Below are 26,999 nucleotides of genomic sequence, written 5' to 3' on the forward strand. Positions count from 1 at the left end.
GATACGCCGCCTAGAACTTCGGGCAGGGCACGATCTTGTGCTTGCGCTTCTTGGCCTGCTTGGGCCATTCGTAGATCAAGGAGATCTCGTGCGCACCGGCGCTGCGCATGGTGAGCTTGCTGATGGTGATGTCGTAGCTGTACACGAAGCGCAATTGGGTCTCGGTCTCGTAGCCGACCATGAGCACTATCGCCTCGTTGTTGCCGTATCCCGGCTCGTAGGCCTTCACGATGGGCAGCCCGCGGTACCAGAGGCCAGCGGTGAACTGCTTGTGGTCGGCATAGGCGCCGAGGTCGAGCTGGTCCCACTTGCCCTGCATCTTGTAGTGCGTGGCCAGCGTCATGCGCGTCTCGCTCTTGCTCAGGTTGCGCTGGCCGTCGAGCGGGAAGCGGTAGCCCGCATGCACGCTCACTCGGCGGTGCAACGGGGCGTTGCCATCAACCATCAGGCTCATGTTCGGCCGGTTCAGGTGATTCATGCTCACGCCGGCCCAGAATCCTTCGGTGTAGTACATCAACCCGCCGGCCAGGTCGAGGTAGTTGGTGCGCTGGACGAGGTTCGGCTCGATGGTCACCGGCGCGTTGTCGCGGATCACCTGGTCGGCGAAGAGGTAGCCGCTGGGATCCACGCCGCGCATCGTGTAGCCCAGGCGCACGCCGCCGCGCAATGCGCGCTTGTAGCTGAGCCGCGCTTCATAACTATAGCTGAGGCCGATGGTGGTGCTGGTGAGCCCGCTGCTGCCGGCCTTGTCGCGCAGCACCATGGCCCCCATGCCGATGGGAGCCGTGCTGAAGCGATGGTCGTAGGCCGCCATATAGGTCTCGTAGCCCGGCTGCACGCCCGGCCACTGCAGTCGATAGTTCAGTGCGATGCGGTCCTGATGCGTGTTGCCGGTGAGCGCAGGATTGAGGTATTGCGGCGCCGCGTACCACTGTGAGAATTGCGGATCCTGTCCATGCGCGGCGAGCACCGGGAACAGCAAGAGAAGATGCGCATGCCGTGCCTTCATCGGAAGAGCGTGAGGTCAGTGAGCATCTGCTTCTCCTTGCCGTCCACGAAGCGCACCCAGGTCTGCACCACATAGACATCCTGCGGGCTGAGCTGGCCGCGATAGGTGCCATCCCAGCCGTAGCGCACATCGTCGCTCTCGAAGATCAGTTCGCCCCAGCGGTTGAAGACGCGCATCCTGAAGTCGTCAACGAAGCGCGCGAAGGCATAGAACACATCGTTGTTGAGCGCATTGGGGTCGTAGTAACCGCCGTTGCCTGTTGGGGTGAAGGCGGTGGGGATCACGATCTCGTGGATCGGTGCGATGATGATGTTCGCCTCAGCCTCGTCCGCGCAGCCATGGATGTCGGTCACCTGCATGATCACTTGGAAGGTGCCCACATCGCCGTAGGCGTAGGTGGGGTTCATGGCGCTGCTTGTGCCGCCATCGCCGAAGGTCCAATCCCAGGTGGCGATGCTGCCCTGGCTCTGGTCGGTGAAATCGATGCTGGCATTGTCAGCCGTGGTGCTATAGGTGCTGGCGCTGAAGCCCGCTGTTGGCGGGAGCCACGCGTTGATGACCCCGTTGGTGGTGCTGCTGCTGGTGCATCCGATCGGCGTGCTCACCGTAAGGCTCACAGCGTAGGTGCCGGCCTGGTACACGAGCACGGGTTGCGGCGCAACGCTCGTGCTGCCGTTGCCCAGGTCCCAGAGGTAGGTGAGGCCGGGGCCGAGTTGCAGGTCGGGGAAGGTCACGTTGAGCGGTGCACAACCTTCCGCGATGATCGGCGGCAGGTTGATGGCGGGCGGTGTTTCTACGCGCAATTCCACCACCTGTTGCAACGTATTGCCGCACTGGTCGGTCACGGTCACGTTCAGGTCCTGATCAACCGTGAAAGGCACGGTGTACGGGCCGGCTCCGGTCTGCCCGAGCTCGGGCCAGGTGATCGTGTATGAGCCCGGATAGTTCGCGAGCAACGCGCCCACCGTGGCCGGGATGCCGCCCGGGCAGATCGTGGTGTCGCCATACGTGGTGAACTCGCCGGAATTGAGGTCGAGCACCTGCACCGGATAGAATTGCGCGGGCGCGGTGCATCCGTTCTGATCGCTGACGCTGAGCTGCACGTTCTGCGATTGCGTGAAGCTGACCGTGATGGGATTGCCCGTACCGAGCGGCCCCCAGTTGAAGGTGAGGCTGCCAGTGCCGCCGCTCCCTTGCGCCACCAGGGTCACCGGGGCATTCACGCACGCGGTGTCGGGCACCACGGCCATGAAGCTCAGCGGCGGCGGTTCATTGATCAGGCCATCAGCTTGCGCAGTGCAGCCGTTCGCATCATTCACGATCAGGCTGACCGGACCAGCCGAGAGGGCAGTTACCGCCGGTGTGGACTGTCCTCCGCTCCAGGCGTAGGTGTATTGCGGGGTTCCGCCGCTCACCAGCGCATAGGCGGAGCCATCGTTGCCTCCGCTGCAGTTCACGTCGGTGAGGTTGAAGGCGGTGATCATGAGGGGCGCAGGCTCTGAGATCACGGCCGTGAGCGAGGTATCGCAGCCGAGCGCATCGGTGACGGTGATGGTGTAGGCCCCAGGGGTGAGGTCCACAGCCGTTGATGTTGATTGACCGGCCTGGTCGTTCCATTGGTAGCTATTGCCGGCTACCAAGGGAGCGTAGGCGATGCTGCCATTGCCGTTCCCATTGCAATCGATGTTCGTCGTGGTGAGCCCCGCACCGATGAATGCGTTGCTGAGGCTGATGACGACCTGGTCGCTCGCTGGCGGACAGATCGGATTGCCGGTGGTCGTGAGCGTGAGGGTCAGTCCGCCATTGGCGATTTCCGCGTTGCTCGGCATGTACTGCGCGCTCAGGCTGGTGTTCAGCCAGGTGCCGGTGCCGCCGCTCCAAACTCCTCCGGTGGCATTCACCACGCTGCCGTTCAGGTTGATCGGGTAATTGCCCATGCAGGCTACCTGGTCCGTTCCCGCATTCACCTGATTGGGCTGCGCTTGCGCGTTGATCGTGACCATGCCGATGGCCACGGCGCAGTCATTCACATCGGTGATGCCAACGATGTAATTGCCCGCGCTGGCGCTTATGCTCTGGGTGGTGGCGCCATTGCTCCAGAGGTAGCTGTATGGCGGTGTGCCACCGGCAGCGGTCACCGAAGCCGTTCCGTTGCCGAAGCCTGCACAGGTCTCATCGGTGCTGGTGATGCTCGTGACGATGATGGGGTCAGGCGAGGTGACCGTGGCCGTGAGCGTGGTGCTGCAGCCCGGGCCATCGGACACGGTCACCGTATAGGTGCCGGCTGCCAGATTGGTCGCCGTGGGCGTGGTCTGCGCACCGGGGTCGTTCCACAGATAGGTGAGGCCGGGGATCACCGGGGTCACGCTCGCGGAGCCGATGGTCTGTCCGCTGCAAGGCGCATTCACCGTGGTGGTGCTCAGGTTCGCGAAGCTGTTGGGGATGGTGATCACCATCTGGTCGGTGGCGGGCGGACAGTTGCTGTTGCCCGCGGTGGTGAGCGTGAGCGTCGCGCTGTTTGCGGCGATCTCCGCTGCCGATGGCGTGTAGCTCACGCCGGGCCAGCTGCCGCTGAAAGTGCCGTTGCCGCTCCAAATGCCGCTATCGGCGTTCTGCACGCTTCCGAAGAGCGCGATGGGGAAGTTGCCCACGCAGCCAAGCAGGTCGGGACCCGCAATCGCCACGTTGGGCTGCGCTGCAGCTGCAATGGTGATCGAGGCGTTTTCCGGAGCGCAGTTGTTCGCGTCGGTCACGGTCACGGTATAGTCGCCGGCGCCAACTGTGATGCTCTGCGTCGTTGCGCCATTGCTCCACAGGTAACTGTAGGGCGCCGCGCCACCGGTTGCTTCGACAGTGGCCGTGCCATTGGCGAAACCTGCGCAGCTCTCATCCGCGCCCGTGATGCTCACGATGCTCAATGGTGCGCTAGGGCCGATGGTCGTGGTCATGGTGATGCTGCATCCGAAGGGATCGGTGGCGGTCACAGTGTAGTCGCCGCCCATGAGGCCGGTAGCGGTAGCGGTGGTCTGCACCGGTGCCGTGCTCCAAGCATAGGTGTACCCGGGCAGGTCCGGATTGAATGCGGCTGACCCTGTTGCGGTGCCGAAGCAGACCGCATCCGTAGGCGTTACTTGCGCATCCGCGAAGCTGTTCGGGATGTTGATGAAGACTTGATCCGTGGCCGGAGGGCAATTGGTGTTGCCTGTGGTGGTGAGCGTGAGGGTCACGCCATTGGCAGCGATCTCATCGGGGCTGGGCTCGTAGCTCATTGCCGGCCAAGCGCCTGAGAAGCTTCCGGTTCCGCCGCTCCATGTGCCGCCTGTCGCGTTGGTCACACTGCCATTCAGCGCGACGGGGAAATCGCCGATGCAGCCCACGAGGTCGGCGCCCGCATCGGCTTGATTCGGCTGTGCGGCTGCATTGATGGTTGCCGTGGCCGTTACAGGGCCGCAGTTGCTGGCATCCGTTACGCTCACCGTGTAAGTGCCCGCCGTGGCTGTGAGGAGCGCGCCGCTTGCACCTGTGCTCCAGGTGTAGGTGTAGGGCGGCGTTCCGCCGCTTGCGCTGGCCGTCAGGGTGCCATCGCCAAGGCCGGCGCAACTTTCATCGCCGATGGCAATGATGCTCACGGCAAGAGCAGGTGGCTGCATCACCGTGGCACTCAGGCTGGTGATGCAGTTGTAGGCATCCGTGATGATCACGCCATAGGTGCCCTGCGCGAGCCCCGTGGCCGTTGCTGCGGTCTGCACCGGCGTGGTGCTCCATTGATAGGTGAAGCCGGGCTGGCCGTTCAGCACCGATGCGCTGCCATCGTTGCCACCGTTGCATGTGGTCGAGTCCGAGGACAGGCTCACATCCACGAAGCTGTTCGGGATGAGCAAGGTGCCCGTATCGCTGTCTGGCGGGCAGTTGTCATTGCCCGTGGTGGTGAGGGTGAGTGCAACGCTGCCTGCCGCGATCTCCGCCGCTGTCGGGGTGTAGGTGATCGAAGGCCAGGCTCCACCGAAAGTCCCGGCGCCGCCGCTCCAGATCCCGCCGGTGGCATTCACCACGGATCCGCCAAGCGTGACCGGGAAGCTCCCCACGCAGCCTATCGCATCGGGTCCGGCGATCGCCTGGTTCGGCAACGACTGTGTGCCGATGACACCGGTGATCGGCGGCGATACGCAGTTGTTCACGTCCGTCATGGTCACCGTGTAGGATCCAGGCGGAGCGGAGATGCTGGGTGTGGTGGCGCCTGTGCTCCAGGTATAAGTGAAGGGCGCCGTGCCTGCGGTGACGTTCGCGGTGGCGGTGCCGTTTCCGCTGCCCAAGCACGTTTCACCCGTGGTGCTCAGGGTGCCGTAAAGGCCCGGGATAACCGTTACGGAGTAGATGTAGGTCTGGAACGCGGGGATCGGGCAGGCCCCATCGTCCACGTTCACGATGAAGGGATAGAAGCCAGAGCTGTTCGGTTGCGCCGTCCAGCACACCTGGCCCATTAGCGGATTGCCGGCCGTATAGGTGAAGGTGGCACCGGGAAGGTTCTGACCGATGTTGCTGAAGGCTTCCAGCACATTGGTCAGGTTGGGGTCGTTGATGGCGAAGCTGAAGCAGAAGTTGCCGGATTCGCACACCTGGATGGCGCGCGGACCGAGCTGCACAGCATTGCCGGTGAGGCCCGTGATCACGCCTGTCGCCGGATCGGGCGGATCGTTGCCGCATGGGAAAGCCACGAACTGCATATCGCGCATCACCGAACCGACGAGCACCCCATTCACCCAATGGTGCACGCGCACCACCACGACCCAGTTGCCCAGCATGTTCAGCGTGAAGTTCACCTCGCCCGTGACCGGGTCGAGCGTGATGCCCGGGATGGGATCCTGGAACGTGTACGGCGGCTGATAGGGGATGGGGGCTCCGCCAAGGCCCATCGCGTTGATCAGCTCGTAGCTGAGCGAGTCGCCTTCGGGATCCCAGGCGCCGAAGCTGTACGTGATCGGATAGCCCATGCACACATACGGGATGGCCGTGTTCGAGAATTGCGGCGAATCATTGCAAGGGCTCACCAGCGTGTTCACGATCGCGTTGATGTGGGTGCGCTGCGTTCCGGGCGCTACCAGGTTCACGATCGCGTCGTTCCGGTAGATGTTGGTGTAGGAGATCGTCCACGAGTCGCATGGGGCGAGGGTGATCGTTCCCGTGTAGGTGTATTGCTGGATGCCCGGCAGCGTTCCGCCGTTGCAGGTGCTGTTGGGCAGTTCCGTGTTGCACAGCTGGCTGATCTCGGTTGGCCCGCTGTGGCTCACCGTCATGCTGGTGTTCCCGCATGGGCTGTTGAGCTGCAGCGTGACGTTCGGGTCGACGTTGATGCCCGCGCAGTCCCGGTACACCATCAGCGTGATCTGGTACTGGTTGTTGCCCAGGCAGGTCCAATAGATCTCACCGCCCGAGAAATGCGTGGCTCGGCCAGCGAGTGCTGCGACGAAGAGCAGGATGGTGAGGGTGTATCGTTGGAGCATCGAGGGCGGCAGCGGAGTGATCCGTGCGTTCCTACGGCCAACTGATCAAGGCAGTTTCCGCTTGACCGCTCCAAGCGGTCGGTTCGGACCGGTCAGGCGGGATGCAGAGGGTGACTGAGGCCGGGTTGGCTGGATGCGGTCGGCCTGTCAGCGCCATCAGTCGAAACCGGACGCGAGCCGCTCTGAAACGAAGAAGGCGCCTTTCGGCGCCTGCTCCATGTCTTGCGGACCTGTAGGGATTTCCCGGCTTTCACCGGGACAGGCCTCGAATCCTTCATTTCTGCGAAATGAAGAAGGCGCCTCGCGGCGCCTGCTCCGTGTCCTGCGGACCCGTAGGGATTTCCCGGCTTTCACCGGGACAGGCCTCGAATCCTTCATTTCTGCGAAATGAAGAAGGCGCCTCGCGGCGCCTGCTCCGTGTCCTGCGGACCCGTAGGGATTCGAACCCCAAACCTTCTGATCCGTAGTCAGATGCTCTATCCAATTGAGCTACGGGTCCTTCAAAATCGGGTGCGAATATAGCCAGCCCCAATGAACCAGGAATCCATCAGACCCAGCCGTTCAACCAGTAGTAGGCTATGGCCAAATACTCCCGCAGGCAAGTGACCTCCAGTTTCAGGTAGTTCCAGAAGGTGTACCGGAGCGCAGGTTTGTCCGATACGTCGGGCACCCAGGCCTTGCCACCGGCCACGGTGTGATCGTAGTTGAAATCGTAATGCATGGCATGATCCCATGCTGGGGCCCCGCACACCTCAGTGAAGCCAACACCGCGAAAAGTGAGCACGCTGCGGTACATGTTCTCGGGTGCGGTCACTAAAGCGATGGACATGGCCTTCATGCTCGGCAGCATCCGAGAGGCTAAGGCTAAGGCCTGCGCGCGTGTATTGTCGCCCTCGTTGATCAGTCTCATCCGGGTGCTGTCCACGCCGCGTTGCACCAACTCATCACGCATCGAAAGGATGGCCTGTGGATCACCGGGATGCACGATGGCCAGGCCGGCTGAAGGCCAGGCATGCGCCAGCTCCGCAGCGCGGTGCAGCCGCAGTAATTCAGGTGCCGAGGGCATGCCGCTGCCACCAAGCACGATGATCAGCGTCGGCTCGCTCCGGCACTCGCCTGCGGCGGTTCCCAGCCAGCGGTGCGCATCGAAGGGGATGCGCGTGAACGCAAGGAAGGCCATCAATAGGGAAACGACCCCGGCAGTGGACACAGCACCGTGCAAAAGACCGCGCAATCGAGGCCAGCAGGTGCAAAGCAGGATCCAGGTCCGCATGGTGTTCCTTCAATCCTCTTGGTCAACCCAGAAGGTTGATGTTGCATTGGGCAAGATCGAGTTCATCAGATGACTTCCGGCTCTGTGGTCGCCGGAACCGTGCAGTGCCCCTACTTCGCCTCGAACCCCTTCGGCCGTCCAGCCTTGTACCAGCGCAGCAGGGTATCGATCATATGCTCCATCTTCCTTGCATCAGCCCAGGTGCTGCGGAATACCAGGTTCCCATCGGCGTCCACCAGATAGGCGCCGTTCGGGACCCGGCCATAGGTGGTGTAGACCGCTTCATCGAGGCCATCGATCAGCACCGGCAAGGCGCCCAGTTGCGCGAACTCCTTGGCATAGGCCGCCTTTTCGGTCTCGCTCTTCGGCTGGGGGTACAGCTTGAACTTCTTCCGGTCGCCGGGATGAAGCTCGCGGCCGTAGATCACGAAGAGCTGCACATCGGCCTCTTTGGCGTACTTCTTCGCCAAGTGGCTCCAGCGCTCCATCTGCACGCGCGCCGGCGGATTGCTGATGCTCCCGAACATGAAGGCTCTGATCTTCCCTTGGTTTTCCATCAGGCGATAGCGGCCTTCTTGCTGCGCGATCGGCAGGTCGAAATCGTGGGCCGCCGGTTGCATGCCATGGCCTTCGCTGTAGTCGCGCAGTTCATGGATGGTCCGCCGCATGAGCTTATCGAAGTTCATGCGCCAGATGCTCACCTGCTTGCGCATGGCCTTGATCTCGGGCTCGCTATAGGCGTTGAGGTAGTAATCAAGGTCGTCGTGGAAGATGAGCGTGCTGTCAGTGGCGTACCACCGCGGATCCCAATTGTTGATCTGGGCTGTGGCGCTGACCGGCAGGAGAAGGGCGAGGAGGATCGACCGCATGGCGTGCGCAAGTTAGACGGCGCTCAGCCCATGAAGACCAGCTCCACCCATTCCTCTTCAAGGAGCCGGAGTTCCCGTAAATGCAGCTCCACGGTCCAGGAAACGACAGGTGCATCCTCGCGCAGCTCAACCGGCTTGTAAGGCCAGTTGCGGACCTTCAGGAATGCGGGCTCCGGCCAGGAGGCATTATAGAGCAGCGCGAAGCGCATGGCTTGATGGTCCACCACGAGCTTGCGGCCATCGAGCCCCAAGGCCGATGTGGTGACCACCAGTGCCGCCCGATAGAGCCGCTGCTGCCAGTGCGCATCACGTGTTCTGAAGAGCGCCTGCCGGAATTCTAGGCGCGGCATGGTGCTGCCGGCGAAAGAGGCGATGGGCTGTTCGCGCGAGATGCGGATGTGATGGAGGGCCATGGAATGAGCGCCGGCTAAGTTGAGCAGGCAACCGCTCAACTTCTAGAACAACCAGCGCACTTGTGCCTTCAGGTCGCTGCGCACATTTCCATTGATCTCCTGCAAGCCGCTGCTGATGCTCGTTTGGTCGCGGTAGATCCACGCGCCGTAACGGACCCAGACATCCACCCGTCGCAAGGGCGTGATGCGCGCCATGCCGTACCAACGGATGCCGCGGCCGTAATACGCAGGGATGGCGAACACGCCGATGAGGTCGTTCTCGAACGCGTACAGTCGCGCATCGTAGCTGTCGCTCTCGAAGAGCGCGAAGCGGGCCGTAAGCTCGACCGGGCTCTTCAGCGGCCGGTGCACGAGGTCCTGATAGAGCAGGAAGCCATGCTGCAAGGGCGCCGACCCGCGCTGGAAATCGACGGTCTCCACACGGGTGCGCAGGGTGATGCTGCTGCTCACCTTGGCGCTCACGTTCACCCGGTAGTTGGTCTGCTCCACGCGTACCAGCGGATCGATTCCGCGCACATCGGCCGACGTGTTGCGCGCACGGTCCTGATGGCGCACCCGGGCATAGAGCTCCACCTTGCGGCTGGGGCGCCAATTCACCTGCGCCATCCAGTCGAAGCCGCTGCTAGGGCCGTCGGTGAGGTAGCGCAGCCAAGGGAAGCGGAATTGGTCGAAGTAGGCGTTGATCTGCCATTGCCGGCTGGGACGAATCTCGATCCCCGCGTAGACCCCGCGCTCGTTCCATGGATTGGTGCCTTCGGCGAAGCCCACGCTCTGCAAGCCGTGGAAGTCGCGGCCGTAGTCGCGCCATAGAAGGCTCATGCTCACGCGCTGGTCTAGCGCGGCCAGCAGGCCGGAGTTCATGGCCACGCCGCCGTTCGCGCTGCGCGCCGCCTCGCCGAACCAGGTGATATTTCGCCATAGCACGTTCCAGTCAAGGCCCATGGTGGTGTTGCTGCGGCCCTGGAACTCGAATCGATTGTAGGGCTGCGTGCTGCGCGCGAGCACTGCATCGTACTCGATGCGGGCGGCGGTGGCGCCGATGCTCCAGCCGCGCTCTTTCCAGCGCAGGTGCCCGCCCATGATCTGCTCCCCGATCGACTCCTTCTTCTGGAGCTCGTTCGTGGTGCGGTGGAAGCCATCCTCCTGGAAGCTGCTGAAGATGACCTCTTGGATGTTGGTGTCCAGCGTGTCGCTGCCGGTGGGCTGGGCGCTCACGTTCGCATCGATGCGCTTCTTCGAGAAGAAGCCCGTGAGCTCGAGTTTGCGCGTGACCGCGAAGGTGGCCGCGGCCCCTCGCATGAATAGATTCTCGTTCACGCTGGTATAGGGCGCCAGCCCGACGGCGTTGCGCTTCACGTTCAAGGTGAAGCTGCTCTTCGCGGCGAAGGCCAATCCGTTCCAGAAGGTGAGGCCCTGCCCGAACTGCGCGCTGTAATCGCCGATGGCCACGGACTTCAACCGCCCGAGATCGCGCACGAAGAGGTGCGCACTGAGGAAGTCGAAGCTGCGCTGCGAGCCCTGGAAGAACTCCTCGCCCTCGTCCTTCTCCGCCGTGAAGCCGAGGCTGATGTTCTGCCGGTAACGGAAGCGGTAGCGCGTGTACAAGCGGTAAGGGCTGCCCAGGTAAACCTTGCTGTTCGCACGGAGCGAATCGCGCACCTCGGGGTCATCGGCATCGGGCAGCGCATCGCCGCTGGGATCCTCGTAGCTCGTACCGATGGGATTCCTGCGGTCCAGGAATCCGCGCCGTGACTCGATGTTCAAGGTGCTGCGCGTGGTCCACTCGTGGCTGCCCTGCTTCAGGATCTCCTTGAGCGAAGCGCGCGCGCCCATCTGGGTCTCGCGCACGGTGATGAAGGGCCGCACCAATTGGATTGTGGCCGCATCCCAGCCATGGATGGCCTGCAGCTCATAGAGGCTGAGCAATTGGCCATTGCGCTTGATGTGCTGCATCAGCGCGCTCACCTGCACGTCGTTCAGCAGCAGCAGGGCATTGAGCTCCTGCGCGGTGGTATGGTTGAGGTCGATCGGGTCGTTGTAGCGGTCAGCCAGCAGCTCGAAGAGGTTCGTGAGGTCCACGTCGTTGTCGCCTCCCAATTGCTCCACGGCGGCTTCGATGCGCTGCTCGATCACATCGCGTGGGACGCCATCGACCTGGGCCCGTGCACCCAGGACCAGCGCGCCGGCCATCACCGATGCCGCGAGGCGTTTCACTTGAAGCGGTAGTTCAGGTTGATCATGGGCGTGGGGCCGAGCTGCGCCCGCACGGCCAAGGCCAGGTCCGCATCGAGCCTGCCCGTGCGCACGCCCACGCCGAAATGACCTTGCACATGCGCGGTGCTGATGCCAGCGCGCAGGAAAAGCGCCTTGCTCGGGCCGTACTCCACGCCGAAGCGGAATCGCTCCGCGCGATCGATGTCCTTCTCGACCTCACCGGTGAGGGTGAGCTTGCTGCTCGCCACCCAGCCCAGACCCGCGCGGAGCAGGGTGGGCACGCGCTCATCGAGGATCACATTCCCTTCGGTAACGGCATCCAGCTTGGCCCGGGTTGGATTGAAGAGGTGCGCGCCCAGCCAGAATTGCTCGCTGATGCGGGCTTGCACGCCTAGCTCGGCGGCGAAAGCACTGGTTCCGCCGTAGTTGCCGCCGAGTTGCACGCCCAGGTAGTCCAGCTGCACGGCGGCGCGCAATCCTTCGCCGAAGCGCATGGCGTACGCCAGGCTGGCGCGCGTCTCGTTGTAGAGCGAGTATCCGAAACGGTCAACTCCCACCCCGAAAGCGCCTTTGCCTACCGGCAGCGCCACAGCCAAGCCTTGATGCGCCAGGTCCTCACTGAGGAAGTGCCGTTGGTAGAAGAGGCCCGCGACCGGTGCTTCGAGGCCGGCGATGCCGGCCGGGTTCAGGCGCACGCTCCAGAGGTCCGCAAGGGTGAGGCCGCTGCCGCCCATGCCCGCGAATCGCGCGCCCACGGTGAGCGGATCGCCACCGGCGAGGCAGGCCGAGGCCGATAGGAGTGAGGTGATGATGAGTGCGTTGCGCATCGTGCCGAAAGTAGGGTCCGATGGATGAAGCGCATGTTCACGCGCGCTCATCGGATTGCTTCACCGGCATGCCTCTGCGTTTCAGAGCATTCGACTACATTCGCGGCCCCGTTTCCCCCGCCCTCCGTGGCGGGCCCGGGGAACGTCCGGGAAGGGGAGCCCCGGGCGCAGCATCAAGAACCCTCTCGGACAGCGCCCCCTAGGTCCGGGATACAAGTTGAAGCGAACGCATGTCAACTGTCGAGAACAACAAGGTCACCTTTAACGAGCCACCAGCCGATTTCGATTGGGCCGGTGTTGAGGATGACAGGAAAGCCATGGGCGTTGAGGCGCACCAGGCCATGGAGAACGCCTACGAGAAGACCCTGAGCAGCATCTCCGAGAAGGAGGTGCTCATGGGCACCGTGGTGGGCATGAACAAGAAGGAGGTGGTGATCAACATCGGCTACAAGTCCGAAGGTGTCGTCCCCATCAGCGAGTTCCGCTACAAGCCCGACCTCGCCATCGGCGATCAGGTGGAAGTGTACATCGAGAAGCAGGAGGACAAGGGGGGGCAAATGGTGGTGAGCCACAAGACCGCGCGCGTGCACAACGCGTGGGGCAAGGTGAACCACGCCATGGAGACCAACGAGGTGATCACAGGCTTCGTGAAGTGCCGCACCAAAGGCGGCCTCATCGTCGATGTCTTCGGCATCGAGGCCTTCCTGCCCGGCTCGCAGATCGACGTGAAGCCGATCCGCGACTACGACCAGTTCGTGAACAAGAACATGGAGTTCAAGGTCGTGAAGATCAACCAGGAGTTCAAGAACGTGGTGGTGAGCCACAAGGCGCTGATCGAGGCCGAGCTTGAAGCCCAGAAGAAGCAGATCATCGGCGGCCTGGAGAAGGGCCAAGTGCTCGAGGGCACTGTGAAGAACATCACCAGCTACGGTGTGTTCGTGGACCTCGGCGGCGTGGATGGCCTGATCCACATCACCGACCTGGCCTATGGCCGCGTGAGCCATCCGGAAGAAGTGGTGAAGCTCGACGAGAAGATCAACGTGGTGATCCTCGACTTCGACGACGAGAAGCGCCGCATCGCCCTCGGCCTGAAGCAGCTGCTGCCGCACCCATGGGATGCGCTCAGCCCCGACCTGAACGCCGGCGACAAGGTGAAGGGCAAGGTGATGGTGATCACCGATTACGGCGCCTTCGTGGAAGTGAGCCCCGGCGTGGAGGGCCTGCTGCACGTGAGCGAGATGAGCTGGAGCCAGCACCTGCGCAGCCCCAAGGACTTCCTGAAGGAAGGCCAGGAGATCGATTGCGTGGTGCTCAACATCGATCGCGAAGAGCGCAAGATGAGCCTCGGCATGAAGCAGCTGAGCACCGATCCATGGGCCGACATCGAGTTCCGCTACCCTGTGCGCTCGAAGCACAAGGCCAAGGTCCGCAACTTCACCCACTTCGGCATCTTCGCCGAACTGGAAGAGGGCGTCGACGGCCTGATCCACATCAGCGATCTCAGCTGGACCAAGCGTATCAAGCACCCCAGCGAATTCTGCAACGTGGGCGACGAAGTGGAGGTGATGGTGCTCGAGGTCGATAAGGACAACCGCCGCCTCAGCCTCGGCCACAAGCAGGTGGAAGAGAACCCGTGGGAAGTATTCGCCTCCGTGTTCACACCGGGCAGCGTGCATGAGGGAACCCTCACGGGCCGCGCCGGTCAGAACTTCGTGGTGAGCCTGCCCTATGGCGTGGAAGGCACCGTGACCCTGAAGCACCTGAAGAAGGCCGATGGCTCCAAGGCGGAGCTGGAGGACAAGCTGCCCTTCATGGTGCTCGAGTTCAATGCTGATGCGCGCCGCATCGCCCTAAGCCATACCCGCACCTTTGAGGAAGGCGATGAGCCGATGGAGACCGTGGCCAAAGGAAAGCGCACCCGCAAGGAAAGCGACAGCACTGCCACCAGCGCGAGCGTGAAGAGCGTGAATGAGAAGGTGGAGAAGAGCACCCTCGGCGACCTCAGCGTGCTGAGCAACCTGAAGAGCTCGATGGAGAACAAGGAGCGCACCGCCGAGGACGACACCCAAGGCGAGGAGGCGTAGTCCTTAGGTTGAATGATGATTCGGAGCCCCGGAGCGATCCGGGGCTCCTTCGTTACCGCGAACTCGTAGCGGCGCTGCCCTTCGGTTGGCGGCCCAGCACGATGAAGTCGAGCAATCCGCGCAAGTAGCCCGATCCATAAGCCAGATGGAGCGTGATGAAAGCGAGGAGCACGCCCGGGGCATCAACCATGCGGTCAGCGGCGTGGAAGGCACTGGCGATGGCCACGATGCCATAGAGCGCAATGCCTGTTCCAAAGCCGAGCGCCAGAAGAGGATGCATGAAGGCCAGCACTCCGCCAGCGACCAGGAAGAGCACAAAGGCTGCAGGCACCAGCTGCCGCGTGGTGGTCACTGTGCGGTGCAGCCGGTTCACGAAGACCTTCCAATAGCCGTATTGCCAGTATTGGCGGAAGAGCTTCTTCAAGCTGGCGCGCACGAAATAACGGCTGCGGATGCGTGGTGACAGGATGATCCTCCACCCGGCGCGGGTGAGGCGGAAGTTGAGTTCATCATCCTGATTGCGGGCGAGCCGTTCATCCACGAAGCCGATGGCGGCCAGCGCTTCGCGACGATAGGCGCCGAATGCCACGGTATCCACTTCGCCTTCCTTGAGGCCCGTGCGGAAATGCGCTCCACCCACGCCGAACGGGTGCCCCATGGCTGCGCCGATGCGCCGGCTCGAAGCATCCGTGTAAACATTCCCGATGATGCCGCCCACGCAGCCCGCCTCCGGATGCGCGACGAGGCAATCGAGGTTCGCCTGCAGGAAATCGGCCTCCACTTCAGCGTGCGCGCCCAAGAGGATGCCCACGTCGTACCCTTCGGCCCTCAAGCCAAGGTTCATGGCCTGAGGCGTGGTGCGCGCAGGGTTGTCCACCAGCTTGATCCAGGGATGCGATGCTGCAAGGGCCCCGATCTCCTCACGTGTGCCGTCATCGCTCATCCCATCGCACACCCAGGCTTCCACCTGCATGCCGCTCCGGTCCGCCTCGATCAATGAGCGCAGGCACTTGCCGATGTACCCGGCCTCATTGCGGCAGGGTATCACCACGCGCACCCTCGGAGGATCCAGCGGCATGGCCGAGGCGTTCGTTGGCTGCGCGCTCATGATCCGCGCATGTTCTCCATGGCCGCTTCGATCACCATGAGCTGTCGGTTCACGCAATCGCCCCATGCATAGCGCGCAAGCACACGTGCGCGTCCGGCTCCGCCCATCGATTCACGCAGCGATGCATCGCGCGCTAGGCGCAGGATGGCATCAGCGGCCGCCTTCCGATCCTCCTTCGGCACGATCAACCCGCTCCGGCCCTCATCCACCACTTCGGGCAGACCGCCCACGCGGCTCACCACCACCGGCAATCCGCAGGCACTGGCCTCGATCACGGCCACGCCGAAGCTCTCGCTGTCGCTTCGGCTCAACGCGGCATACATGTCGAGCTTCACCAGCTCTTCGGGCACACGGTCGTGCGGCACTGCGCCGATGAAATCCACCCTGTCGGCGATGCGAAAGGAACGAACGAGCGCTTCCAAGGGCTTGCGTTGCGGGCCATCGCCTACGAGGCGGAGCCGAGCGAGCTCCAAGCCGGGTTCATGAGCGATCAGTGCGAAGGCCTTGATCAGCGTGTCGATCCCATACTTGGGCGCAAGGGTCTTCACAGTGCCGATCACCAAGGGGCCATCGGCCTTGGGCATCGGCGAGAACCGTTCGGGATCCACGCCGAAAGGAACCACATCGATAGCCGCAAGGTCCGGGCAGATGCGCCTGGTGCGTTCGGCCATCACGCGGCTGGTGCTCACCACGGCATCAGCCTGCATGAGATTCCGGCGCAGGAGCCAGCGGTGAACTGCGCTGGTGTCGGGGAATTCGTACACATCGCTGCCCCAAACGTTCAGGATCAGCGGAACGCCTTCGATCCGTGGAGCCAAGGTGCCATAGCCCGAGGCATAGTGGACATTGATCGCATCGGGGTTGATCTCATTCGCGATCCTTTGCGCAGCAGCCCGGTTCAGCACGTAGCCCAATCCGCCGCGGTGAGGGAGCAGATGCAACCGCACGCTTTCACCATAGGGCTCGCGCGGTGCATGCTGCGAGATCACGTGCACCTCATGTCCACGCTCCGCGAAGGCATCGGCCCATCGCCTCGTGTGGATCGAGTTAGCGGCAGCAACGAGCAAGAGCCTCATGCCTCGGCTGGCTTGTGCAGCGCCACTGCGCGGAGGTGGGCGAGGGTGAGCTCGGCCGCTTCACGCGACCCGGTGTCCGCTTCCACCACCAGGGCTTCGCTGCCCCGCCACCAAAGTCCGTCGCGCACGGCGCTGCTGCGGCAGATCAGCCCAGCGGCGAAGAAGGCCGCGAGCTGTGAGAAGAGCCGTCCGAGCCATGGCCGCGCCACGCCGGGCACGGCGCGCCTGTGCACATCGTCGCCTACGAAGGTGACCACCACAGGGGAGAGGCTGCTCAATACGGTGAACAGCCCTGCCGCCGAGCCGTAGAGCGAGAGCACCACATCGGCACGCTGCGACACGATCATGCGCTTGAGGCGCTGACGCGCGAGCCATAGTCGCCATGGTGACGTGCGGCTCTCGAGATGCACGAAGCTCACATGCGCGCCTTGTCCGGCCAAGTGCGCCGCTTCCTCACGCGCGGGGGCATACACTTCGCCGCCTTCGGCCTCGGGCACCACCACGATCACGCGCAGCGCGCTGAGGTCCTGATCGGCAAGGCGCTGCAATTCGCTCTGCACATACCGCGCATCGCTCCAGGTTGCCAAGCCAAGGTAGGTGAGGGCGGTGAGCAGGACCACGGGCATGGTGTACCACGGCGTGGGCACCAAGAGGTGGAAGAGTCCGCCGAGCAGGAGAATGGCGAAGGACTTGCTGAGGTTGATGCCGTTGCGCGGCGTTCGGAAGTAGGCATCGAGCAGGCTGCGCATGCCATTGAAGTACGCGAAAGGCAGCGCTCCGACGAAGACCAGCCGCGCCATGGGCACATACGCCTCGCCATTGGGCCCGAGGTAAAGCAGCAGCAGGGGTGTTGCCAGCAGCTCGAAGCCCACGGTGAGGGCCACCGAGGCGAGCAGCACCAAGCGTGACATGCGGGCCACGCGTTGCGCGAGGTCGGCGTACTCCCCGCGTGCGAGCTTGGCGGCAGCAGCCGGCAACAGCAACAGCGCCACCGGTGAGAAAGCGGCGGCGGCGATGTTGAGCAAGGTGGCGCCGAAACCCACCTCACCGCTGAGATCGAGGCCGTGGGTGCGCAGGGCGATGTACCCCGGCACCGTAAGCAACGCACCGAGGGCCACATCTCCCGGCACGCGGGGCAGCCCGTAGCGCAGGATCTCGCTGCGCTCCCGTCGCGAGGGACCATCCCTGCGCAGCAATTCGGGCGCAATGGTGATCACGGGCGGCAGCAGCCAGCTGATGCCCGTGGCCCACAGCGCGCGCTCCATGTCGTGGAAGAGGACGAAGGCCAGGCACGGACCGATGGCCAGCACCACGAGCTGAAGCGCATTGGCCCCGACGATGCGGCCGCGACCGCGCAGGTAGCCGTACGCCACGCCGTGCGCTGCCATGCCGAAGGTCATCACGCCGATTGGCGGGACCAGTGCAGCGCTTTCGCGGTCGCCGAAGAGGATCCAGGCAAGGGGCTCAGCGAGCAGTGCGCCCAAAGCGCATACGAGCGCACCGAGGGGCGCCACCACGGCGAAAGCCCCGCGCAGGTAGCGCCGAGCAGCATCGGGCGCGGCATCCATGGCCACGAAGCGCGTGAGTCCCACCATGGCGCCCATGAGCACCACCGGGAATAGGAAAGCCACGGTGCGGCGCGCGATCACGTAGAGGTCGAGGTCGTGTTTGCTCTGTTGCGCCGCCAGCCGGAAAGCGAGCACCATGCCCAGCAAGGCGAGGCCTTCAGTGCCGAAGGTGAGCAAGGTGTCTCGACCCAGACGGAGGGCGGGCTTGCGCGCGGCGGGTTCGGGCATGGCGCGCGAAAATACCGGTCGCCGCCCGGCCCGGTGACCCGCCGCTCATCAGAAGCACGACGAAACGGTTCGGAGGCCCCGGCTATATTCGACGGCGAACAATATGGAAGACCTGTCCCTCTCCCCTTATCACTGGTGGGCCGCAGTGGCCATCGTGCTCCTGATCGCAGAGATCTTCGTGCCGGGCTTCTGGCTCTTCTGCGTGAGCATGGGCTGCTTCGCTGCGAGCGCCACGGCATTCCTGGGCGCTGGCCTTAGCCTGCAGCTCATCGTGTGCGCGGCGGTCTCCCTCGTGGCATTCTTCACCCTGCGCCCCTTGCTCATGAGGCGCATGTGGAAGGACAACGGCGTGCGCACCAACGTGGATGCCCTTGTTGGCCAACGCGGCCGCGTCACGCAGGACTTCGAGGCTGGGATACGCCTGGGCCGCGTTTCGGTCGGAGGTGACGATTGGCGCGCCGAATGCGTGAACGACAGGGCCTTGCGCGTGGGCGATTTGGTCGAGGTGGTGCGCGTGGAGAGCAATACGGTCATCGTGAAGCCATTTGAAGCGTAGCGCAGCCCACCAGCCACCAGCCATGCGAGGATGCAGCTCCCCCTCCGACCTTCTACCGCCGAAGCACCAGCGTAGGCCTACAACCCTCAACCCCTCAACATCAGGATCAACATGACCGACTACATCATCCCCGCGCTTCTGGTCGTCTTCGCCTTCGTGATCATCGCCAAGGGCGTTCGCATCGTCCAGCAGAGCGAAGCCATGGTGATCGAGCGCTTCGGTAAGTACCGCACCACGCTCACCGCCGGCTTCAACATCATCATCCCGGTGTTCGACAAGCCGCGCGAGATCATCTTCCGCTTCACGCGCGACCTGCCCGATGGCAATAAGTACGTGCAGTTCCAGCGCAAGGAGCGGATCGACCTGCGCGAGACCGTCTATGATTTCCCGCGCCAGAACGTGATCACGCGCGACAATGTGATGACCGAGATCAACGCGCTGCTCTATTTCCAGATCATGGATCCGGTGAAGGCCATGTACGAGATCGAGAACCTGCCGTTGGCCATTGAGAAGCTCACGCAGACGACCTTGCGGAACGTGATCGGCGAACTCGATCTCGATGAGACCCTCACCAGCCGCGACACCATCAACGGCAAGCTCCGCGCGATCCTCGATGAGGCCAGCAATAAATGGGGCGTGAAGGTGAACCGCGTGGAGCTGCAGGACATCAACCCACCGCGCGACATCCGCGAAGCCATGGAGAAGCAGATGCGCGCTGAGCGGGATAAGCGTGCGCAGATCATCGACGCCGAGGGCAGCAAGCGCGCAGCCGTGCTGCAGGCCGAAGGGATCCAGCAGGCGCAGATCACCACCGCTGAGGGCCAGAAGCAGGCGCAGATCCTCGAGGCCGAAGGCGATGCCCAGAGCCGCATCCGCCGCGCGCAGGGCGAGGCAGAGGCCATCAAGCTCGTCACCCAGGCCATCAGCGGCGCCAAGGCCGACCCGGCCAACTACCTCATCGCCATGAAGTACCTGGAGACGCTCACCAGCATGACCAGCGGCCAGAACAACAAGGTGATCTACATGCCCTACGAGGCCACCGGCGTGCTCAGCAGCGTGGGCGGCATCAAGGAGATGCTGGATATGAACCGGAAGGGGTGATAGAATCCTGACCTCGCTGAATGCACATGGGCGGCCAACGGTCGCCCTTGTGCTTGCATGCCAGGCCGCGTGCTGACCAAGCGCATCGAGGTCTTGCCCGTTGACGCATGTTCCCGTCAACGTAAGTGCGCATCTCCGCAAGCGTGATCCGGTGCTCTTCCGCGAAACCCGCTTCGGCGGAACAGGTCCATTGACCTGAGGTATTCCGGCTAGCGCACGATGACGAGCGGCTCGCAATGCCAGCGATCGCTGCCATCACGCAGGGTCATGAGGTAGTGCCCGATGGGAAGCGCTGATGCATCGAAGTGAGCCACGTTCGAGGCGCTCAGCAGCAATCGCCCATCGGCTGCGCGAACCTCCATCTGATTCACCGTGCTTCCATCCGCAGTGAGGCGCACCAGGTCCGAGGCCGGGTTCGGCCAGAGCCTCACGTTCCCGGAAAAGGTGACGTCCGAAGCAGCGGTGCTGGTGCACATCACATCATTGAGCAGCGCCCAGATGTCGTTGTTGTAGAAGTTGGGCACGAAGATCCCGCCGGGCAGATCGCCCATGCGCACCACCACGAGTCCGGTGCTGGGCGATACGTTGCAGAGCTGCCCGTTCTTGCCCATGGCGCTGTATGCATCGGCAGGCATGGCGGGGCACAGCATGCCGCTGAAGCTCTGCTGGAGGCCCGGCAGCATGAAGCTTGATTGCCCATTCAGCCACCAGAGGTATCCGTAGGATGGATTCAGCGATTGCGAGGGCGATACCATTTCGCTGAAGTAGGCTTGGTCGTTCATCACCGGGTTCCCATTCCATGCGCCTTGGCCCATGCACAGGAGGCCGAAGCGCGCCATCGCTCGCGCCTTGCTGAAGAAGACGTTGTTCGATCCGAGCTGTGCGTAAGCGCCCTGAAGGCCTGTTGTGAGCGTGAGCTTATTGAAGACGTATCCGTTCAGCGTTTGGCCAGTGGCACCGGTGATCACGCCATCGAGCAAGGTATAAGGCGCATTGTGGTAGGCCCAGCGGGTGCCCGGCTCCGCGAGGCATTCGAGGCAAGCGGGATCGGTGCAATCCGGATCCGGCACGCCATCGTCGAAGCCGGTGGTCATGGTGAGCTGGTGGCGGATGGTGACCTGCTCTTCCTGCAGCGGTGCGCAGCTCGTCCAGCCTGCGCCCAGGTAGGTGTCGCTCGTCTCGTCGATATCCAGGAAGCCTTCTTCCTGCGCCTTGCCCGCGAGGAAGGCGGTGAGGCTCTTGCCGGCGCTGGCCCAGTACCAGAGGCTGTCCTGCGTGAAGGTGCCGAAGTAGTGCTCGATGGCGATGCGGCCGTCCTTGAGCACGATGAAGGCCTTGGTGTTGCTCTGCTCGAGGAAGTCGATCAGGGCAGGGATCTCATCGGTGCACCAGCCCAGGGTGGCGGGATCAACGGTCTCCCACGTGTTGCCGGCGAGCGGCGGGTAATAGGTCTGAGCGGCAAGGGATCCTGAGAAGAGCGCGGAGCAGAGCAGGATGGTGGTTCTCATGCTGGAGGAATCGAGGCATAGACACCTGCCGTGCCCTAATGTTCAAAATCGCTCACTGCGGCTTGCTGCGGTCCACCTCCTTCACCAGGCGGCCCTTGTCATAATGCAGCTCGCGGTAGATCTGCCCGTCGGGGCTGTAATCGTAATGTATCCCATGCTCCACGCCACCCTCCCAGTGCTCAACGTATTTCTTGGTGCCGTTCTCGTAATAGTAGGTCCATTCGCCATGCTCCACGCCGTTCTGGAATTGACCGATGTATTCCAGCTTGCCGCTCGGGTAGTAGACCTTCTCCATCACCTTTACGGCTTCTTCGCCCTTGCCCTTCATGTAGATGATGACCTCGGGCTTTCCGTTGGGATGGCTGGCGGCCACGTATTCGTGCGTGCTGCAAGCCGACAGCAGTGCCGATAACAGGACGAACGCGGGTAGGGAGCGCATCATGGCCCGCTAAAGTAGAGGAATGGCCACTGGCGGCAAGCGCGTCAGGGCAGCACCACGCGTCGCGCCTCTCCAGTGGCCATCCGAAGCGCGATGCACTGACCGCTGCTCCAACCAGCCGAGGTGATGGGGCCGTTGCCGGAAGCCTCGAGGAGCTTGCGGCCATGGGCATCGAGGAAAGTCAAGCGCTCACCGGCCTCCAGGCCGAATGAGTGAAGATGTCCGTCGGGCAAGAGCGCCAGGCCCCATGCTGATCGCGACTGCTGCTCGGGCACGCCTACACCATTCACCATCCAGCCGATGTCGCGCATCACGCCGATGGCGATAGGACCGGGCCAATGGTTGGCGCTGCCAGCACTGCTGAAGGGCGTCATCAGCTCGTTGGGATCGCCAACGGGGTAGGTGCCCTCGTTGAAATGAACACAGCTGCTGCCGAGTGCGAATGCTGCAGGCGCGTAAATGCGTGCTGTTTGGCCGCCGTTGGCGCTCATGGCGTTGGCGCCATTGAAGAAGACCTGATTGCTGGTGAAGGCCGTGCCCAGCGCAACGCCCGGATTCGTGAGGTCGATCAGCGGTCCATTAGCGGTGCTGGTCAGGTAGCGGTCGAAGATGCCGGGGAGCCCTTCTTGCTCCGGCCACGGAAAGGTGGTGATCAGCGGCGCGAAATCGCTCATGAGCAACTGCCCGAAGGAGCCTTCGCTGCCCGCTTTCTTCGCGAGGCCCACGAAGCCGAGTCCGTGCCCGAGCTCGTGCAGGGCCACGGTCACCAGATCGTACTGGCCCGCTGGCGTGTTGCCATCGAGGCCCAAGTACCAATTGGTGCCGCTGTTGAGATAGACGTTGATGTCGTCTTCGCCGGGATTGAGTTCGAAACCCGCAATGCTGTTCGCGAGACAGGAGGCGTACCACGTTGAGGCCACTGGTGCTCCCGGGAAATCCTTGCGCCCATTCGGGAAGGTCACGCCCAGGGCCGAAGCCCCGAGCGGGAACCAGCTCACGGCCACCTTGATGGGCACATCGCTCACCAGGATGCTGCCCCAGATCTGCGCCGCGCGATCGATCGCGGGCTGCGCATCGGTCGGCGTGCCGAAATGCGCGATGGTGAAGGTGGCGGCGGGGGCGGAGAACGCGAGTCCGGAAAAGGCTAGCGTGCTGATCAAGCGTGACATGCTACGAACCTACGCGGTTACGGGCAACGGACATTCCTCAAAATCTATGGTTGCATTCATGCCGGGCGCATCGCCGCCGGAGGTGAGGAGGGCGATATGGTTGAAGGGCATCTTCACTTGGCGCGAAGTTCGGGAGAGACGGTGCGCGGGATCAGGACCGATTTGAGCGCATTCTTATGGACATGGGAAATGGATGCGTACCAATTCCTGTTCAACGAGGGGCGCAGTTTCTTCACCTTGCCTGTTGCAAGTACGGTCCATTCCGCGCCCAACTCCTTGTACATGGGATGGCCGCCAAAGTCGATCCATGCGACCATCTTGAATCCTGGCAGGCAGTTCGTCCATCGCGCGAAGAGGGTCCGCTTCTTCACGCCCCACTCCAGAACAGGCACCTGCGTCGTTCTCAAGTACTGATCGAAGATGCTCTTGTTCAGCAGCGACTTCGTCCGCTCGTTGAAGTTGATCATGAACTCCTCGACCTGCGCGCTGGTGACGACCGCGTGCCTGAATCGCCGGTTCATCTCCAGCAGCATGGCCTTGAAGGTGCTGTCGCCCACGATGTGGCGGATCATGTGGATGAGGTTGGCGCCCTTGTAATACATGTCGCCGCTGCCTTCCTCGTTCACGCCATAAGGGCCGATGATGGGCTTGTCGTTGCGGATGTTCCTGCGCAGGCCGATCACGTATTCCTCGGCGGCCTGCTTGCCCTGCTGGCACTCGGTGAAGATGGTCTCGCTGTAATCCGTGAAGCCCTCATGCACCCACATGTCGGCGATGTCGGCCGTGGTGATGCTGTTGCCGAACCATTCATGCCCGCTCTCATGGATGATGATGTAATCCCACGTCAGACCATGGCCTGTGCCGCTCAGGTCGCTGCCGCGGTATCCGTTCACGAACCCGTTGCCGTAGGCGATGGCGCTCTGGTGCTCCATGCCAAGGTGCGGTGATTCAACCAGTTTGTAGCCATCGGCATGGAACGGATAGGGGCCGAACCACTCCTCGAAGCAGCTGAGCATTTCCGGCACTTGCTTGAATTGGGTCGTGGCTTTCTGCAGCCACTGCTCTTCCTCTTCGCGGTTCGCTCTGGATTCACCTTCGCCCCATGGCGCATGGTGCTGCAGGATCCAGAAGTCCAGGTCGAGATGGCCCTCCATGCCGGCGAACGTGTCGGATAGCTGCGCATACTTGCCGATGTAGGGAACCAGGTTGTAGGTGTTGATCGGATTCCTCACCTGCCAATGCCAGGTGCTCGTGCCATCGCCATTCCTCACGGTGCTGCGCAAGCGTCCATTGCCGATGGCCTGCAAGCTGTCGGGCACGGTGACGCGAAGGTTGGCGCCATGCTCGGGCTCATCGCTCTGGTGGTCCTTGCACGGGTACCACGCGCTTGCGCCAAGTCCCTGGCAGGCCACGCTCATCCAAGGATTGCCGCGCGCATCTGTCCTCCAGATCCAGCCGCCATCCCACGGCGGGTTCTTCGCGGATCGCGGGATCCCGTGGTAATGGATGGTGATCGTGGTGGCCTCGCCCTTCTTCATGGGCTGCGGCAGTTCCACCCAAGCCACGTTCCCCTCGCGATGGAATGGAATGGCCCGGTAGCTCACGCCGATGGTTCCATCCTTATAGGTAGCCACGTCCGCAAGGATGCTGTCGACGATGAGCGGCTGCTGCAGGTCGATCTGCATGCGCTGGCCCTCGGCGACCGCATCGAAGGCGATGATGGTGCGGCCTTCGATGGAACGCGCCCCGAAATCGGGCTTCACCGAGACATCGTAGCCGACCACATTCCACCAGGCTCGCTCCGGACCGAGGCTTCCCCTGAGCGTATCGGCCCTGAGGAATGAGTCCTTCCCGTCTTGGAGCTGGGCCGTTGCCCCAGCGCAAGAAGCGATCATTAGGACCACCATGGAAAACCGCAACATGCGGGCAAGGTAAACGCCTGGTAAGTGCCTGCGGTCCGTCTGGTGCGCAGCGTTCAGCGGCGGATATCTTTCGCCGCGCCAAGAAAGGAGCCATGAGCGAGAAACGGCATTTGCATCACCGCGTGGAGTATGGTAAGGCCGAACTGCTGGAAGAGCAGGCCGGTGATGATCCCATCGCGCTCTTCAGCCGTTGGCTCGATGATGCGATCGCTGATGGACTGCCGGAGCCCCACGCGATGGCCATGGCCAGCATGGGCACGCTCACCATCAGCTGCCGCATCGTGCTCTTGCGTGCATTCGATCGCGAGGGCTTCGTGTTCTACACGAACCACAACAGCCGCAAGGCCATGGACATCGAGCGCGACCCGCGGGTGGCGCTCACCTTTTTCTGGGGTGCGCACGAACGGCAGGTGCGCATCGAGGGCAAGGCAGAGCATGTGACCGCGCAGGAGAGCGATGCGTACTTCGCATCCCGGCCGCGCGATAGCCGCATCGGAGCATGGAGCAGCGACCAGAGCAGGCCTGTTGCTGATCGCGCAGCGCTGGAAGAGCGCTATCAGCGTTGGACCGATCGCTTCAAGGAGGGAGACGAAGTCCCGCGCCCTTTGCATTGGGGCGGCTATAGGGTACGCCCGGCGCGCATCGAGTTCTGGCAGGGCCGCCCCAGCCGGTTGCACGACCGCATCGCTTATGAAGCCCTCAACGATGGGCAATGGTTGCGCGTGCGCTTGCAGCCATGAACGCGTGTGAATAGCGAGGCCCCCGGATCGCCGGAGGCCTCAGCATGAACGCGCCGTGCGCTCAATCCTTCTTCGGAGCGGCCTTCTTGGCCGCGGCTTTCTTCGGGGCGGCTTTCTTGGCTGCGGCCTTCTTCGGAGCTGCCTTCTTAGCTGGCTTGGCGGTGCCAGCGGCCTTGCGCGCAGCGCGGCGCTTGTTTCGCAGGCTCGGGCGCGATTTGCCGGCGCTGCCCATGCGGCGCTTCCCTTTCTTCGACTTGCGGTCACCTTTTCCCATGAGATCGAGGTTGTTGGTTTCGCGGCGAAAGTATCCCGCATCGGATGATGGCGCGCGGGCGGGTCTCGCCCTTGTGAACCCGTGCCTGTCGAAAACGGTCAAGGCCTGCGCTCTTGCCGGATCCGCTCCTCCAGGTGAGCAGCGCTGTGCACCACTTTCCGCGCCCAGGACAGTTTCAGCGCGTCGAGCGCGGCGGCATCGAGCTGCCAGTTCACATCGGATGCGCGAAGGCGTTCCATCACCGTGTAGAGCGTGATGGCCGCCGATACGCTGATGTTATAGCTCTCGGTGAATCCATGCATCGGAATGCGCAGCGCGATGTCGGCTTGCTGCATAAGCGCATCGCTGGCGCCGGTGAGCTCCGTGCCGAAACAGAAGGCCAGCGGCCGGTCCAGCGCGATGGTGGCGGGCGTGCAGTCAGTGGCGCGCGGCGAGGTGGTGACGATGGCGTATCCGCGTTCCTTGAGGTGCGCGATGCAGCGCGCGGTGTTGTCGGCTTCGCCGCGCCAGCGGTGCATGTCCACCCATTTCGATGAGCCGAGGGTGACATCCGGGTTCACCGTGTACTTGTTCCGGTTCTCAATGATGTGCAGGTCCTGGATGCCCAACAGGTCGCAGGTTCGCACCACCGCGCTGGCGTTGTGCGCCTGATAGATGTCCTCGAGCACGCAGGTGATGTGGCGCGTGCGCTCCGGAGCGATGCGATCGAAGAGCGCGCGCTTGTTGTCGGTGATGAAGGCGCAGAGGCGCTCGTACAGGTCGTGATCGGTCATGCGGTCGGAGGGCGCAAAAGAAAAGCCCCCCGCGATGCGAGGGGCTTTCCCGGTAGCGGAAGGGGATTACTTCACGCGGCTGGCGAGGTCGGCGCCGGCCTTGAACTTCACCACCTTCTTGGCAGCGATCTTGATCTCCTTGCCCGTCTGAGGGTTGCGGCCCTTGCGAGCAGCGCGCTTGGTGATGCTGAAGGTGCCGAAGCCCACGAGCGTCACGCGCTCACCCTTCTTCAGGGCCTTGGTGGTGTTGCCCACGAAGGCGTCGAGGGCGCGCTTCGCATCGGCCTTGGAGATCTTCGCGTCGTTGGCAATGCTCTCGATCAGTTCTGCTTTGTTACCCATGGTCG

21 protein-coding genes and 1 tRNA gene are annotated in these 26,999 nt (G+C 63.1%); 4 read left to right on the forward strand and 18 right to left on the reverse strand.

From position 1 onward, the window contains the following. Nucleotides 1-10 precede the first annotated feature (10 nt). The 8 genes from IPK70_14115 to IPK70_14150 form a co-directional block, all read right to left on the reverse strand. On the reverse strand, nt 11-1,009 hold the full coding sequence (locus IPK70_14115; protein MBK8228294.1) for a type IX secretion system membrane protein PorP/SprF: 999 nt from the start codon (nt 1,007-1,009) through the stop codon (nt 11-13). Beyond that, on the reverse strand, nt 1,006-6,510 hold the full coding sequence (locus IPK70_14120) for a PKD domain-containing protein (GenBank protein ID MBK8228295.1): 5,505 nt from the start codon (nt 6,508-6,510) through the stop codon (nt 1,006-1,008). Before IPK70_14120 ends, IPK70_14115 begins: the two co-directional genes overlap by 4 nt. A 425-nt stretch (nt 6,511-6,935) precedes the next feature. Further along, nucleotides 6,936-7,009: transfer RNA gene (locus IPK70_14125), tRNA-Arg, on the reverse strand. A 48-nt stretch (nt 7,010-7,057) separates the two neighbouring features. Next, the gene (locus tag IPK70_14130) at nt 7,058-7,690 is read right to left on the reverse strand and encodes a YdcF family protein (protein MBK8228296.1); all 633 of its coding nucleotides are present in this window, start codon (nt 7,688-7,690) and stop codon (nt 7,058-7,060) included. Between the two features lie 203 nt (nt 7,691-7,893). After that, nucleotides 7,894-8,652 carry a hypothetical protein gene (locus IPK70_14135; protein MBK8228297.1) on the reverse strand — a complete coding sequence of 253 codons (759 nt, stop codon included), beginning with the start codon at nt 8,650-8,652 and terminating at the stop codon, nt 7,894-7,896. A gap of 23 nt (nt 8,653-8,675) precedes the next feature. Next, nucleotides 8,676-9,065 (reverse strand): hypothetical protein, encoded by a 390-nt coding sequence (locus tag IPK70_14140; GenBank protein ID MBK8228298.1) that lies wholly within the window; start codon nt 9,063-9,065, stop codon nt 8,676-8,678. A 42-nt stretch (nt 9,066-9,107) separates the two neighbouring features. Next, the gene (locus tag IPK70_14145; protein ID MBK8228299.1) at nt 9,108-11,279 is read right to left on the reverse strand and encodes a hypothetical protein; all 2,172 of its coding nucleotides are present in this window, start codon (nt 11,277-11,279) and stop codon (nt 9,108-9,110) included. After that, nucleotides 11,276-12,106: a hypothetical protein gene (locus IPK70_14150; GenBank protein ID MBK8228300.1), complete on the reverse strand. Its 831-nt coding sequence runs from the start codon at nt 12,104-12,106 to the stop codon at nt 11,276-11,278. The genes IPK70_14145 and IPK70_14150 overlap by 4 nt, the downstream gene beginning before the upstream one ends. Before the next feature lie 230 nt (nt 12,107-12,336). On the opposite strand from IPK70_14150, the gene rpsA reads away from it, so the two are divergent. Further along, nucleotides 12,337-14,190: a 30S ribosomal protein S1 gene (gene rpsA / locus IPK70_14155; GenBank protein ID MBK8228301.1), complete on the forward strand. Its 1,854-nt coding sequence runs from the start codon at nt 12,337-12,339 to the stop codon at nt 14,188-14,190. Between the two features lie 52 nt (nt 14,191-14,242). Here the strand turns inward: rpsA and IPK70_14160 are convergent, their stop codons facing one another. From IPK70_14160 to IPK70_14170, 3 genes are read right to left on the reverse strand one after another with little or no spacing between them, the layout of a single operon-like run. Continuing rightward, complete coding sequence (locus tag IPK70_14160; GenBank protein ID MBK8228302.1) at nt 14,243-15,298, reverse strand: glycosyltransferase family 2 protein; 1,056 nt, start codon at nt 15,296-15,298, stop codon at nt 14,243-14,245. After that, nucleotides 15,295-16,374, reverse strand: coding sequence for a glycosyltransferase (locus IPK70_14165; GenBank protein MBK8228303.1), 1,080 nt, complete (start codon nt 16,372-16,374; stop codon nt 15,295-15,297). The genes IPK70_14160 and IPK70_14165 overlap by 4 nt, the downstream gene beginning before the upstream one ends. Next, on the reverse strand, nt 16,371-18,170 hold the full coding sequence (locus IPK70_14170) for a hypothetical protein (GenBank protein ID MBK8228304.1): 1,800 nt from the start codon (nt 18,168-18,170) through the stop codon (nt 16,371-16,373). Before IPK70_14170 ends, IPK70_14165 begins: the two co-directional genes overlap by 4 nt. Before the next feature lie 103 nt (nt 18,171-18,273). Here IPK70_14170 and IPK70_14175 point away from each other — a divergent pair, with 103 nt between their 5' ends. Then, nucleotides 18,274-18,726: an NfeD family protein gene (locus IPK70_14175; protein MBK8228305.1), complete on the forward strand. Its 453-nt coding sequence runs from the start codon at nt 18,274-18,276 to the stop codon at nt 18,724-18,726. Between the two features lie 111 nt (nt 18,727-18,837). After that, nucleotides 18,838-19,827: an SPFH/Band 7/PHB domain protein gene (locus tag IPK70_14180; GenBank protein MBK8228306.1), complete on the forward strand. Its 990-nt coding sequence runs from the start codon at nt 18,838-18,840 to the stop codon at nt 19,825-19,827. A gap of 209 nt (nt 19,828-20,036) precedes the next feature. Here the strand turns inward: IPK70_14180 and IPK70_14185 are convergent, their stop codons facing one another. The 4 genes from IPK70_14185 to IPK70_14200 all read right to left on the reverse strand — a co-directional run bounded on the left by IPK70_14185 (nt 20,037) and on the right by IPK70_14200 (nt 24,838). Then, on the reverse strand, nt 20,037-21,335 hold the full coding sequence (locus tag IPK70_14185; GenBank protein MBK8228307.1) for a beta-lactamase family protein: 1,299 nt from the start codon (nt 21,333-21,335) through the stop codon (nt 20,037-20,039). A 52-nt stretch (nt 21,336-21,387) separates the two neighbouring features. Next, a complete protein-coding gene (locus IPK70_14190) occupies nt 21,388-21,777 on the reverse strand; it encodes a hypothetical protein (protein ID MBK8228308.1) in 390 nt (129 codons plus the stop codon). Nucleotides 21,778-21,818: 41 nt separating this feature from the next. After that, nucleotides 21,819-22,943 carry a hypothetical protein gene (locus IPK70_14195; GenBank protein ID MBK8228309.1) on the reverse strand — a complete coding sequence of 375 codons (1,125 nt, stop codon included), beginning with the start codon at nt 22,941-22,943 and terminating at the stop codon, nt 21,819-21,821. Nucleotides 22,944-23,056: 113 nt separating this feature from the next. Then, nucleotides 23,057-24,838: a M1 family metallopeptidase gene (locus IPK70_14200; protein ID MBK8228310.1), complete on the reverse strand. Its 1,782-nt coding sequence runs from the start codon at nt 24,836-24,838 to the stop codon at nt 23,057-23,059. 119 nt (nt 24,839-24,957) lie between these two features. Here IPK70_14200 and pdxH point away from each other — a divergent pair, with 119 nt between their 5' ends. Next, nucleotides 24,958-25,605 carry a pyridoxamine 5'-phosphate oxidase gene (pdxH, locus tag IPK70_14205; GenBank protein MBK8228311.1) on the forward strand — a complete coding sequence of 216 codons (648 nt, stop codon included), beginning with the start codon at nt 24,958-24,960 and terminating at the stop codon, nt 25,603-25,605. A 61-nt stretch (nt 25,606-25,666) separates the two neighbouring features. Here pdxH and IPK70_14210 read toward each other — a convergent pair whose 3' ends face one another. The 3 genes from IPK70_14210 to IPK70_14220 all read right to left on the reverse strand — a co-directional run bounded on the left by IPK70_14210 (nt 25,667) and on the right by IPK70_14220 (nt 26,994). Then, nucleotides 25,667-25,879: a 30S ribosomal protein THX gene (locus tag IPK70_14210; protein ID MBK8228312.1), complete on the reverse strand. Its 213-nt coding sequence runs from the start codon at nt 25,877-25,879 to the stop codon at nt 25,667-25,669. 98 nt (nt 25,880-25,977) lie between these two features. Beyond that, entirely contained in the window at nt 25,978-26,652 is a 675-nt protein-coding gene (locus IPK70_14215) for an RNA methyltransferase (GenBank protein MBK8228313.1), read from the reverse strand. Nucleotides 26,653-26,718: 66 nt separating this feature from the next. Further along, nucleotides 26,719-26,994, reverse strand: a complete 276-nt coding sequence (locus IPK70_14220) for an HU family DNA-binding protein (GenBank protein MBK8228314.1) — start codon at nt 26,992-26,994, stop codon at nt 26,719-26,721. Between the last annotated feature and the right edge of the window lie 5 nt (nt 26,995-26,999).

This window comes from Flavobacteriales bacterium, from assembly GCA_016712535.1.
Classification (GTDB): domain Bacteria; phylum Bacteroidota; class Bacteroidia; order Flavobacteriales_F; family PHOS-HE28; genus PHOS-HE28.